At 62.1% G+C, this 12,425-nt stretch carries 11 protein-coding genes and 2 pseudogenes; 6 read left to right on the top strand and 7 right to left on the bottom strand.

The genetic code is table 11. From position 1 onward, the window contains the following. Window positions 1-74: 74 nt before the first annotated feature. Window positions 75-752, top strand: a complete 678-nt coding sequence (locus tag CH92_RS09300; RefSeq protein ID WP_025241504.1) for an IclR family transcriptional regulator — start codon at window positions 75-77, stop codon at window positions 750-752. Between the two features lie 321 nt (window positions 753-1,073). On the opposite strand, the gene CH92_RS09295 is transcribed toward CH92_RS09300, so the two are convergent. The 6 genes from CH92_RS09295 to CH92_RS09270 form a co-directional block, all read right to left on the bottom strand. Next, window positions 1,074-2,336, bottom strand: coding sequence for a DUF2254 domain-containing protein (locus tag CH92_RS09295; protein ID WP_025241503.1), 1,263 nt, complete (start codon window positions 2,334-2,336; stop codon window positions 1,074-1,076). 104 nt (window positions 2,337-2,440) lie between these two features. Then, window positions 2,441-3,112, bottom strand: a complete 672-nt coding sequence (locus CH92_RS09290; RefSeq protein WP_025241502.1) for an HAD family hydrolase — start codon at window positions 3,110-3,112, stop codon at window positions 2,441-2,443. A gap of 116 nt (window positions 3,113-3,228) precedes the next feature. After that, window positions 3,229-3,702 carry a DoxX family protein gene (locus CH92_RS09285; protein WP_025241501.1) on the bottom strand — a complete coding sequence of 158 codons (474 nt, stop codon included), beginning with the start codon at window positions 3,700-3,702 and terminating at the stop codon, window positions 3,229-3,231. A 1-nt stretch (window position 3,703) separates the two neighbouring features. Next, window positions 3,704-4,498: a DNA-binding domain-containing protein gene (locus CH92_RS09280; RefSeq protein WP_025241500.1), complete on the bottom strand. Its 795-nt coding sequence runs from the start codon at window positions 4,496-4,498 to the stop codon at window positions 3,704-3,706. Then, window positions 4,495-5,337, bottom strand: coding sequence for a DUF692 domain-containing protein (locus tag CH92_RS09275; protein WP_025241499.1), 843 nt, complete (start codon window positions 5,335-5,337; stop codon window positions 4,495-4,497). Before CH92_RS09275 ends, CH92_RS09280 begins: the two co-directional genes overlap by 4 nt. A gap of 15 nt (window positions 5,338-5,352) precedes the next feature. Next, window positions 5,353-5,625 (bottom strand): DUF2282 domain-containing protein, encoded by a 273-nt coding sequence (locus CH92_RS09270; RefSeq protein WP_025241498.1) that lies wholly within the window; start codon window positions 5,623-5,625, stop codon window positions 5,353-5,355. 216 nt (window positions 5,626-5,841) lie between these two features. Here CH92_RS09270 and CH92_RS09265 point away from each other — a divergent pair, with 216 nt between their 5' ends. The 3 genes and pseudogenes from CH92_RS09265 to CH92_RS09255 all read left to right on the top strand — a co-directional run bounded on the left by CH92_RS09265 (window position 5,842) and on the right by CH92_RS09255 (window position 7,720). Next, on the top strand, window positions 5,842-6,408 hold the full coding sequence (locus CH92_RS09265) for a sigma-70 family RNA polymerase sigma factor (protein WP_025241497.1): 567 nt from the start codon (window positions 5,842-5,844) through the stop codon (window positions 6,406-6,408). Further along, a pseudogene (locus CH92_RS09260) lies at window positions 6,405-7,044 on the top strand (DUF1109 domain-containing protein). Before CH92_RS09265 ends, CH92_RS09260 begins: the two are co-directional and overlap by 4 nt. 88 nt (window positions 7,045-7,132) lie before the next feature. Continuing rightward, window positions 7,133-7,720 carry a LysE family translocator gene (locus CH92_RS09255; protein WP_025241496.1) on the top strand — a complete coding sequence of 196 codons (588 nt, stop codon included), beginning with the start codon at window positions 7,133-7,135 and terminating at the stop codon, window positions 7,718-7,720. Window positions 7,721-7,768: 48 nt separating this feature from the next. Here the strand turns inward: CH92_RS09255 and CH92_RS09250 are convergent. After that, window positions 7,769-8,613: pseudogene (locus CH92_RS09250) on the bottom strand (AraC family ligand binding domain-containing protein). Window positions 8,614-8,878: 265 nt separating this feature from the next. Here CH92_RS09250 and fdhF point away from each other — a divergent pair. Both fdhF and CH92_RS09240 read left to right on the top strand, forming a co-directional pair. Beyond that, window positions 8,879-11,842, top strand: coding sequence for a formate dehydrogenase subunit alpha (fdhF, locus tag CH92_RS09245; RefSeq protein ID WP_025241495.1), 2,964 nt, complete (start codon window positions 8,879-8,881; stop codon window positions 11,840-11,842). Continuing rightward, window positions 11,842-12,324 carry a DUF1641 domain-containing protein gene (locus tag CH92_RS09240; RefSeq protein WP_025241494.1) on the top strand — a complete coding sequence of 161 codons (483 nt, stop codon included), beginning with the start codon at window positions 11,842-11,844 and terminating at the stop codon, window positions 12,322-12,324. The genes fdhF and CH92_RS09240 overlap by 1 nt, the downstream gene beginning before the upstream one ends. Window positions 12,325-12,425: the final 101 nt, after the last annotated feature.

Here is a 12,425-nt window from a genome sequence, read left to right as displayed (position 1 = left end):
TGGCGGTTGTATGATTGGCCTGGTTTACAATCGCCGCCCCGCGCGACGATGGCCCCCGCGCTATGGAGTAGAAAATGACGAAAAACCGTGTCGAGGCCGTGGATCGAGCGATCTCTCTCCTAGAGGCCTTCAGCAGCGGCAAGCCGAGTTTGAGCTTGCGCGAGCTCGCGGAGCTGACGGGCATGTACAAGAGCACCATCCTGCGTCTGAGTGGTTCACTCGAGCACTTTGGTTATTTAAGCCGGGACGATAGAGGAGAATATTGCCTTGGTCCGGCTCTTAGTCGGCTGGCGTTGCTGTCCCAGCGTGACAATGCGTCATTGGTTCGCCCCGTGCTGCAGCGTTTAGTAGACGAAACTGAAGAGACCGCTTCTTTTTATGTTCGCGAGGGTGCCGAGCGGGTGTGTCTATTCCGTGCTAACTCCCGCCAGGAGATCCGCCACCATCTCGAAGAAGGTGCGCGTATGGCCCTAAACCGCGGCGCCAGCGGACGCATACTGCTGGCTTTTTCCGATGAGTCTGGCGAGCCCTTTGATGCCATCCGTAAAAATGGCTTTTACATATCGAAGGGCGAGCGAGCGCCGGATGTAGCGGCAATAGCAATCCCTGTTCGAGCAGTTAACGGCGGCCTGGCGGGGGCGCTTTCGGTTTCAGGGTTGCGCAGCCGTTTCACTGACGATTTTGTGGAGCGTGCTTTGGCCGCGTTGAAGCATCAGCTGAAGGATATCGATGGCAAACTCATGCTGAGGTAAGGGCTCGCCTTCCACAGAGAAGCCACCTGCAATTCGCGGCATGCTTGGTAAGTGAGGCCAACAGAGTGCCCAGCTAATGCCGAGCACGAGCCGCTGCATTGAGTCGACTCTAAATGTGATGATGCGCAATGACCCCTTTTGGGCCGAAACCCGCCGGACAGCCACGCCACAAGCTCTGGCAGGCCGTCGAAAAAATTAGGCGAAGATGGCGAAAGAGGCGAACGACCGAAAAGCGGAGCTTACTACTGTAATTTTTGCCCCTACTCGCAACCGAGGCCGTTTTTACGCTGTATAGGCACTGTAGGCAGTTTCCACGACCCGCTAGAGCGCGGGATCGGTCAGACCGGCATGAGCTGCAGCGTCTCGTACACGCGCCCAATCGTCCGGCAATGTCAGTGCTGTTTCAGCACGGTTGAGCGCCAGCTCAGCCTGCCGATGCGCGGCGACCATGAGTGCCGCGTCGCCAAGGCGCCCCAGCGAAGCCAGCGCCTGTTGCAGGCATATCCCTACTTCGACTATCGCCGCGCCGTCGCGGGCGATCGGTGTGAAAAAATCGTTGAGCATGTCCGCCACGCCCAATGCAGGGGCAAACACTCGCTCGAACTTCGGGTTCTCGGGTGATGCATGCCGGCACAGGTGCGATAGCACGCGAACACCGCGACCGATGACATCGATGGCGGTGCCCTGGTCGTTAATCCCGGGGGACAAGGCGCGGGAGGCGATTTCAGCCATTACGGTTATGCCGAAACGCGGGTCGCGCTCGAAGGTTCGTTGCGCACCGATGACGAAGGCGTTGCGCAGCGCGCCGTCACACTCCTCATCGATACCGATGGACCATGCGATCGGCTGGGTGGGCTCTACGAAAACGCCGGGCAACACGCAGATATAGACCGAGCTATGTGCCGACTGGGTCAAGTCACCGAAAGCAGGCATATCGATGTGTTGCACGAAGCCGACCTTGTCGGCGTACACGGGACGCGCACCTGGCAATCCCCTGGGGTCCACTTCAAGCGGGCAGCCGCCGAGGTAAGGTTGATCCATGCGTTGACACAAGGCGCGCGTCGCGGCGCGTTCGACCCTGGCGGTGGTCTCCGCGACCCTGCCCAGCCCTGACAGCTGATCGATCCAGCGCAACAGCGCGTAAACCACCAGAACGACCACGATGATTGTCGCCGCAAACAGCACCACCCGCCCTTGCGCACCATAAAGTCCCGTGCTCAGCGCAATGATACCGACCAGGCTGAAGATGAACGAACCGATGAAGGTCGACAGGGTGTTTTGCGTGGTGGAGTCTTCCACCAGCAGCGAAATGGCCCGAGGAGTGACGTTACTGGTCGCCGAACCGTAGGCTGCGACCATGATGCTCAACGAAAAGGTGGTCACCGCGAGCATGCTCGAAGCCAGTACGTTGAGGATGTTATCGACCGCATCCGAACCGATCTTGGTCGGGACCTCGTCGGGAATATAGGGCGCCACCGCCAGGGCTACCAGCGCGGTCGCTACACCCAGGACGGAAAACAGACTGGCCCTGAACCAGGGCCGCTTGCTAATGCGGATGAGAAACCACTTCCAGCGCTCGACCATCTGTTACTCGCAATCCACAGGTTTCAGTACAGACAAGATCGGGCGGCGGCCGTTGCGCACGGTCGAATAGGTTTGTCGCTGTTTAGCTGCTGCGATCAGGCACTTCACTGCGCTAGGAAACGAGCAACCGTCGCCGGCAAGTCGCGCATATCGCTGATGACTGCCGATACGCCCAGCTCACGCAGCGCCTGATCGTGGCCGGCCGGAATGTGGCTGGCGCCAGTGAAACCGATTACCTGCATGCCAGCTGTGCGCGCCGCCAGTACGCCGGTCGGACTGTCTTCGACCACCAGACAGTGCCCAGGCGCCACGCCCATACGCTCGGCGGCCAGCAGATAGACATCCGGAGCCGGTTTGGGCGAGGCCACCATTTCCGCGCAGAAGATATTTCCCGCGACGCGCTCGGTCAGCCCGGCGCGACGCAGCGAAGCCTCGACGTTGTGCAGACGGCTATTGGACGCAACGGCCAAGGGAAGATCGACGGCATACAGCGCATCACGTACGCCTTTGATCGCCTGGACTTCCTCAGCTACCACCTTCTCGCTTTCCCGCCGCAAGTCTTCGTCAAATGTCGACGGCATCTTCAGGTCGAAGCGCTTCTCGATGAGGTCGATGATGCTCGGCACCGTCAGGCCGAAGGTCCCTTCAAGGGCTTCGCCCAGCCGGTCCGCAGGTACATGCAGGCTCAAGGCCTCGAACAACACGCGGTGGCTGATGATTTCGCTGTCGACGATCACGCCATCGCAATCGCTGATCAGCAGGTCGATAGTGGCCATCGGGTCTCCTGGTGGTGGTTGCGCGGCAACGGCGCGACGCCTCCAATGCGCGGACAGGCCTTGGACTGCAACCAGCCCGCCGAGTTTTATCCGAATCACCCGTTCTCGCGGACCGCTCAGCGAATCCCCAGCAGTCGGTCCAGCGACCACCAGCCTGCACCGCGACCGATCACGATCAGCATCAGGCCGACCCAGGTCAAGTGAGTCGGCCAGGCATCCGGATAGACGAACACCTGAATCACCAGCGTCATTCCCAACAGCGCCAGCGCCGATAGCCGCGCCAGCAGGCCCAGCACCAGTAGCAGCGGAAACAGATGCTCGGCGTAGGTTGCCAGGTGTGCCGCCAGGTGGGGCGAAACCAGCGGCAAGGCATACTCGGTCTCGAACAGGTCGTAGGTGCCCGGTTTGATGGTCAGCATGCCGCTGACTTTGGTCCGACCGGAATAGAAGAACACCGCGGCAATCGCCAGGCGAGCGAGCAGCGTCAATGTGGAATCGCTGATCACGGCCTGCAGCCAGGCAGCGGTCCGATTCCAGGGTTGAAACAGCCGCGGTTGAGCATTGCTTGAGGTGCTGTGTGGCGTGTCCATATCAATCGCCTCGGTTGTTCGTCGTGTCGCTGGGGTCAGCGGCAAATACGCCGGCCTCGAACAGGCGTGCCAGCAGGTCGTTGAAGTCCAGATCGGGTTGGGCTTGCAGCGCCAGGGTCGACGCTTCGTCCAGTCTGCGTTGCGCCGCGCATGCGTCGAGAAACGCGCAACCGCCGGCCCCCAACGGCTGCCAGACAACGCGTCCATCCCGACGGCACAGCACCCCGCCTTCACCCTGCCAGACCAGTGATCGAGGCACGTCCCGCTGTTCTCGGTTGCAGCTCCAGATGGTGAACACCGGCAATGCAAACCACTGCCAGCGTGCTGCTGCGCATGGCCTGAGGTGCAGTTCGGCGAGCTTGTCCGGCGCCTGCGCGGCGAATGCGGACAGTGTCAACGGTGCCTGTTCCGCCGCGCTGAAGGCTTCGATCCAAAGCCGGTCGAGGCGCGCCACGCCGGCCAGATAGGGCAGCTCTCGTGCAGGCTCGCAGGCCTGCAGAAAGTCTGCGAAGCCGGCGCCATATTCGATCAGCTGCGCCAGTACCGGAGGCGAACGCCGCACATAGCGGGCCGCCGCGGCGGAAAACCATTCAGCGCCGACCAGTTGTTCGACCGTCGGGAAGTTGGCCCGTAACGCGTCCACGCAGCCTTTAATCGCCGTGTTGCGATAGACCGCGAAGCCTGGCTGAGCGGCGAGAGCCGCGATCAAGCCATCCGCTTCGTCGCGCGCGGTCGGCTCTGCATCTTGCAGGGCATCGACGAACGCATCCTGAAACTGTCCCAGCGAGATGCTCATCCCACCCTCCTCTGCCGATCGAGCAAGCGCTGCGCGCATTTGCGTTCGTCCAGCAGGTCGGTAAAAGCCGGCAGTTGATCATCACGTTCGATCAGCGTGGGCCTCGCGCCGATTCGTTCGATCAATCGCTGATACAACGCCCATACCGTCCCGGTGATCGGTGCGTCGTGGGAATCGATCAGTAAACCGGAATCGCTTTGCGGATCCTGGCTGTGTCCGGCCAGATGCACCTCCAGCACGGCTTGAGCGGGGAATTGATCGACATACGCAGACGCATCGAAATCGAGGTTATGCGCGCTGACGTATACGTTGTTGATGTCCAGCAGCAGGCCGCAGCCACTGCGCCTGGCCAGCTCGGCGAGGAAGTCGATCTCGTCCCACTCGTGCCCCTCGATGCGCAGGTAATGGCTGGGATTCTCCACGCCGATCTGCCGGCCGAGAAAATCCTGGGTGCGCTGGATGTTATCGACGATCCTCACAAGCGCGGCGCCCGTGCGAGGAAACGGCAACAGATCGGGATGGTACTGACCCCGCCAGGCGGACCAGGCAAGGTGCTCCGAAACAAGGGCTGGCCGAACCCGCTCGACCAGGCTTTTGAGGCGTTGCAGGTGAAGCTCGTCCGGCGGACAGTCCGCTGCCAGCGACAGCGAAACGCCGTGCAGCGATAGCGGATGCCGCTCCCCGACCGCCTCCAGCCAAGCCAGACGAGGGCCGCCGCTGAGCATGTAGTTCTCCGGATGCACTTCGAACCAGAGCCCGGAGGCGGTACATGCCTGCGCCGCCTCGTAGTACTCCGGCTTGAGACTGAGGCCGGCACCCAATTGAGCTGACATGATCATCGGCAGCCTAGGCGATCACGATTCGATAGGCGTCAGCGAGCCCATACCCTTGGGCGTCTCGATCGAGGTGCAGGTGCCAGCCGGAACGTTCTTCCACGCGTTGCCCTGGTAGTCCATTTTCGAGGTGCCTGCGCAGCTTGTGCCGGCGCCCGCTTTGCAATCGTTCTGACCCGCGGGTGAGACGCCATAGCATTTTTCCATGGCGCCTTCGGTTTTTTCGGCCGCCGTGGCGCCTGCAGCAAGGGATGCGAGCGCTAAGGCAGCAGCGGTAAGAGCGAGAGTGTTCATGTGGTTCTCCATTTGGTTCGCAGATGCGACCAGCGGGTTTGCTGGCCACTCAATCGATAATTCGTAAGGTGCGGGGTAACGGTTACAGGGTGGAAAAATATTTTTGAGATTTCCTTCGGCCCGCCCTACCGTAGCGACGCCATCAACTGATGGCTCGTTGTCCCCAGCAAAAATTGCGGCGATTAAATCTCCCTTCTCTTGTAACCAGAGCGCCCGATGGAACGAACTACCCACCATGAGGCATTGAGGGCGCGCGAGATCCGCCTGCAAGCGCTGCTGTTGCGAGGGCTGGAGGGTGACGAGGCGTCTTATCGGCAGTTCCTGACGTTACTCGGTGCGCATCTGCGCAGCTTTCTCAGGCGCCGGCTGCACTCGGAAGATATTGAAGATCTGCTGCAGGAAGCCTTGCTGGCGGTGCACAACGCGCGTCACACGTATCGCGCAGACCAGCCGCTGACCGCCTGGGTACAGGCCATCGCGCGTTACAAGCTGATGGACTATTTCCGCGCCCATGCACGGAGCGAGGCACTGAACGACCCGCTGGACGATGACGTGATGCTGCTTGCAGGCGAAGACCACCAGGCCGACCAGGCACAGCGCGATTTGACCCGGCTGCTGGAGCAGTTGCCAGATAAACAGCGGTTGCCGATTCTTTACGTGAAGCTGCAGGGGCTCTCGGTGAGCGAAACCGCCACACTGACGGGCTTGTCCGTATCGGCCGTCAAGGTCGGCGTGCACCGCGGTTTGAAGGCGCTCGCCGCCCTGATTAGAGGTTCCCGATGAAAACCGATGACCTGATCTCAATGCTTGCCAGCAACGTGCCGCCCGTCGAACGCCGGGTCGTCGCCAAGCGCTTCAGTCTCGCCGTATTGATCGGCCTGTTTCTCGCACTGATGGTATTGCTGACGCTCTTCGGCGTGCGCCCGGACCTCGCCGAAGTGGCCGCCACGCCGCTGTTCTGGGGGAAATTGGCGCTACCGGCTTCACTGCTTGGCGGCGCCTTGCTGATGAGTAGCCGCCTGGCTCGTCCCGGCGTGCGCGTCGGTGGCAGCTGGGCGGGGATCGGCCTGCCGGTGGCTGCCGTGGCTGGCCGCCGCCGGTGTGCTGCTCAGCGTATCGGCCGATAGCCGCTGGGCGATGGTGCTCGGCAATACCTGGCGAACTTGTCCGATCAATATCGCCGTGCTTTCCATACCTGCATTCGTCACGGTGTTCTGGGCCATGCGAGGCCTGGCGCCGACCCGGCTGCGCCTGGCCGGGGCGGCGAGCGGCCTGTTGGCCGGCTCGTTGGCGACGTTGATCTACAGCCTGCATTGCCCGGAGATGAGCGTGGCCTTCTGGGCGGTCTGGTATGTGCTGGGCATGCTGGTACCCACCGTCATCGGCGCCCTGTTGGGGCCGCGACTGCTGCGCTGGTAAACCGTTACGACGCGCATTTCGTTCAATACCGGAGCAACGCCCTCTCCTATCTTCGCGCTGTCATCCGTGCGTGAAATTAGGAGTTTCGATGAGCCTGTTCCTCTCCATGGCGGCCTTTGCGCTGGCCTCGTCCATCTCACCCGGCCCGGTCAACATCGTGGCGCTGAGCAGTGGCGCCCAGTTCGGCCTGCGCGCGGCCATGCGCCATGTCAGCGGCGCCACCATCGGCTTTACCCTGCTGCTGTTGCTGATCGGTCTCGGGCTGAGCGAGCTCTTGGGACGATGGCCCTGGTTGACCGAATCGATCCGGCTGGCCGGCGTCGCGTTCCTGATCTACATGGCCTACCGGCTGGCGAGCGACGACGGTCGCCTGAACACCAGCAAGCCGACGCTGCAGCCAACGATGCTCTACGGCGCAATGATGCAGTGGTTGAATCCAAAGGCCTGGCTGGCCTCGGTGGCCGGCATGGGATTGTTCGCGGCCGCCGGTGATGCGCCTTCGGTGTGGCGCTTTGCGGCAATCTACTTTGTTATCTGCTACGCCTCGTTGGCCTGTTGGGCCTATGCCGGCACCTTTCTACGGCACTACCTGAACAACGCCGCGCGACTGCGATTGTTCAACCGGGTGATGGCGGCCCTGCTGGTTGCCTGCGCGGCCTATCTGTTGGCGCTCTAGCGTGTCGGCGCCCTGGCGATGCCCGGCCAGCCCTTCCACTACGTCCGGCTAGCCGCGACGGTGGTCACGGTAGTGCCCAGGCGTTGCCGCCAATAGCTGTTTGAAGGCGCGCTCAGATGCGCCTGATCCGAAAAACCCGCGGCCAGGGCCGCCTCGGCGATCGGTATGCCACGGCGCAATTCCGCGCGGGCGAACTGAACTCGCCGGTTGGTCAGATAGGCGTGCGGCGTCATTCCGTAATGTTTTCTGAACGAGCGGATCAGGCTCGATATCGACACACCGGCCATCGAGCAGATTTCTTCCAGCTTGAGGGAGCGCTGGTAGTTGTCGGCAATGAATTCGGCGGCACGCCTGAGCTTCGGATCGCTCGCCGGTGCCGTGCTCTGCATCCCCAGGCGCTGATGCATGGCGTTGAAGAATTCCACCGCGGTGCTGTGCTTGTGCAAGGGGTCGGCATGGTCATCGGTCAATGCCGCATGCAACTTTCTGAAACCGGCTTGCAGCTCCGAATCACGCGTCAGAATCGGCGCGAAGCAGCGAAACCCCAAACCGCCCATGCCGAGTTCATCCTGCAAATCGCTCAGCCAGCCGGCATCGACATAAAGCATGCGGTACGCCCAGGGCTGATTGCGAATCGGGTTGCAGGCGTGCACGTCACCAGGATTCATCAGCACCAAGGTGCCCGCCTCGATGCGGCAGTGTTGATCGCCATTGATGTAGGTACTGGCGCCACTGTCGATCAAGCCGACGGAAAACGTCTCATGGCTATGCCGCGCATAGCAGACGCGGCGTCCATCCGCCACGCTGCGCGACTCGATGAAAGGCAACGAGTCGTCCCGCCAGAAGCTGGAACCAGCGATTGTGCGTCGACCGGTGGTGTTTGGCTGATGCATGACGGGGCTGCCACAGGCTGCTGTGAAGAGGGCTCAGGTTAGCCGAAAAGGACGATCTTGAACGCCGCGCAGGACGGCATCGTCGAGCAGATGCCAGCTTCGGCAGGCCAGACGCCTCTCGTCGCGGTTCCTGAACGATCACATTGACGACCAGTCACCTCTAATAGCCATCCACCGCTAGGAAACCGGAGCAGGCTCGGGCATCAACTGCGCTACCCGAGGCTCTGTTCCTAAGCCTCGGCATAAAAAATAACCCGGAGGCCTGATGACCGACTGCACGATCCACTATGACGGTGCCCCTCTTGTCGGCGAAGCCGACACCCCACTGATCGACTTCCTCGCCAAGCACGACATCGATCTGCCCCATGTCTGTTACCACCGCGCACTGGGCTCGCCGCAGACCTGCGACGTCTGCTGGGTGCAGGTTGACGGCGAGCTGGTGCGCGGCTGCACGCTCAAGGCCCGCGACGGGCTCGAAGTCTCCAGCCAGATTGCCGAGGCCAAGGCGGCCCGCGAGGAAGGTATGGACCGGCTGGTGGCCAAGCACGAGCTCTATTGCACGGTCTGTGAGCACAACACCGGCGACTGCACGCTGCATAACACCTATGCGCAGATTAATCCGCCGATTCAGCGCTACGAATTCAAGCGCAAGCCCTACGAAAAAGACCACTCCAACCCCTTCTACACCTACGATCCGGACCAGTGCATTCTCTGCGGCCGCTGCGTCGAGGCCTGCCAGAACGTCGAGGTTAACGAGACGCTGTCGATCGACTTCACCATGGAGCACCCGCGCGTGCTCTGGGACGGCGGCAAGCCAATCGACAACTCCAGCTGCGTGAGCTGCGGTCACTGCGTCACGGTGTGCCCGTGCAACGCGCTGCTGGAAAAGACCATGCAGCCTGACGCGGGCCCGTTCACGTCGCTGCCGCAGGACATCAAGCGGCCGATGATCGACATGGTCAAGAAGCTCGAGGAAACCATCGGCGCGCGGCCCATCACCGCCATTTCGAAGATGGACATGCACTGGCGTCAGCCGGAGATCAAACGCACCAAGACCGTGTGCACCTACTGCGGGGTCGGCTGCTCGTTCGAGATGTGGACCCGCGACCGGCACATCCTCAAGGTGCAGCCGGTGGTAGACGCTCCTGCCAATGGCATCTCCACCTGCATCAAGGGCAAGTTCGCCTGGGATTTCGTCAACGACCCGAAACGCCTGACTACGCCGTTGATCCGCGAGAACGGCAAATTCCGCGAGGCCAGCTGGGACGAGGCTTTGGATCTGGTCGCGCATCGGCTCATGCAGATCCGCGACAGTCATGGGCCAGACGCCATCGGTTTCATCGGCTCGAGCAAAGCGAGCAATGAGGAAGCCTATCTCACGCAGAAGATCGCCCGCGCGATCATCGGCACCAACAGCGTCGACAACTCCTCGCGCTACTGCCAGAACCCGGCCACCAAGGGCCTGTTCCGCACCGTCGGCTACGGCGGCGATGCGGGCACCATTGCGGACATGGAAAAGGCTGACCTGATCGTAATGGTCGGCAGCAACCTGTCCGAGAACCATCCAGTGATCGCCTCCAAGCTGAAGGCGCAAAAGAAACACCGCGGGCAGCAGTGGGTGGTGTTCGACCCGCGCAAGCACGAGATGGCAGAACGCGCCGATCTGCATCTGCGGCCCAACTCGAGCACCGATATGGTTTGGGCCTCGGCGCTGTCGCGCTACATGTTCGAGCACGGCTATGCCGACAGCGAATTCCTCAACGCGCGGGTCAATCAGGTTGAGGAATACCGCAAATCGCTCGCGCCCTTCACCATGGAGTTTGCCGCCGAGATCACCGGTATCGCGAAAGAAAAACTGATCGAAGCCGCCGAACTGATCGGCCAGGCGAAATCGGTCTGCCTGCTCTGGGCCATGGGCATCACCCAGCACAGCCACGGTTCGGACACCAGCACGGCGCTGTCCAACCTCTTGCTGGTCACCGGCAACTACGGGCGCCCCGGCACCGGCGGCTACCCGATGCGCGGCCACAACAACGTGCAGGGCGCCAGCGACTTCGGCTGTCTGAAGAACATGTACCCCGGCTACGAGAAGGTCACCGAGGAAAAGAACCGCGACAAGTGGGCCAAGGCCTGGGGCGTACCGAAAGAGAAGCTGTCGCTGGAGAAAGGCAACGACAACTTCACCATGGTCAAGGGCGCTGACGAGGGCTCGGTCAAGGCGATGTACATCATCGGCGAGGAAACCGCCTTCTCCGATGCCGACAGCAAGAACGTGCACAGCGGCTTCGAAAGCCTCGATTTCATGGTGGTGCAGGACATTTTCATGAGCCGCACCGCTGAGTTCGCCGACGTGGTGCTGCCGGCCGCGCCGTCGGTGGAAAAGGACGGCACCTTCACCAACACCGAGCGACGCATCCAGCGCTTCTATCAGGTGCTGCCACCGCTGGGTAACAGCCGCCCGGACTGGCAGATCCTCACAGATCTCGCCAGGCGCATGGGGCATGACTGGGGCTACACCCACCCGAGCCAGATCATGGACGAGGTGGCCGGCGTCGCCACTATGTTCCAGGGCATCAGCTACGAACGACTGGAAGGCTGGCAATCGCTGTTCTGGCCGATGCAGAGCGACGGCAGCACCACGCCGCTGCTCTATACCGAGCGCTTCCACACGGACGACGGCAAGGCCGTGCTGTTCCCACTGGAGTGGAAGGAACCAGCCGAAGCGGCGGATGACGAATACGACATCATGCTCGACAACGGCCGCATGCTCGAACAGTTCCAGAGCACCAACCAGACCGGCCGTGGCCCGCGTATCTGGTCGCAAGCACCGAACTGGTTCGTCGAGGTCAGTCCCGAGCTGGCCGCCGAGCGCGGCGTAGAGGACGGCACCTGGGTGCGGGTGACCTCGCGGCGCGGCTCGGTCGAGGTGCGCGCCACCGTGACCGACCGTGTCGCCGGCAAGACGCTGTTCATGCCCATTCACCAGGGCAAGCCAGGCCTCAACCTGCTCACCGGCGAACACCATGACCCGGACGTGAACACGCCGGCCTACAAGGAAACCGCAGTGAAGCTGGAGGTGCTGGCCGAAAAAGGCGAGCCGCCGCTGCCGCCGAACAGCTTCCGTCATGCCAAGCGCACGCCGAACGAGGGTGTGCCCGTCGAGGTGAAGTGGTACCGCGATGATTACGTCGCCCCGCCCGCCCAAGCCCCGCATCCGGAGAGATTCTGATGGCTGAACGACTGAACTACGATGTCCCGCCGACGCCGATCGGCCCCAGCGCGCGCGAAGAACTCGATACGCTGCTCGAAACCCTGCACCAGCGCGGCGTGCTGCGCTTTGCCAACGACCTGGCCGGCTCCCACGACCGCGTGCTCAAGGTACTGGTCGACGGGATGAGCAAGGAAGGCTCGCTCAACGCCGTGCAGAACCTGTCGATTCTCGGCATGGCGCTGTCGCGCATCGAACCGGCGCAGTTCTGCAAGATCGTGTTTGCCTTCCAGTCGGCCTTTAGCGCGGTTGGGCGCTACAAGCCGGACGACAAGCACGACGAAGCGCCGGGCGTGACCGGCGCTTACAAGATGCTGCATGACGACGAGTTATGGGCCGCACTGATGCCGATCATCGAGGGTCTGAAGTCATTCGCCGGCGGGCTGGACAAGGAGCCGGAGAAACCGATCACCGCCTTCAGCGGTAAACAGACGGAGCAGTGAAGACGTCGACCAGTCTGCGCTAATGCGCCCTGCAACAGCCGAACTGATCACTTCCTTGTTCAGCCTAGTGCGACGACGCCATGTGTCGTCGGAACGCGGGG

It is taken from the genome of Stutzerimonas stutzeri (assembly GCF_000590475.1).
GTDB lineage: Bacteria > Pseudomonadota > Gammaproteobacteria > Pseudomonadales > Pseudomonadaceae > Stutzerimonas > Stutzerimonas stutzeri_D.
This window is presented reverse-complemented; position numbering and strand designations above follow the sequence as displayed.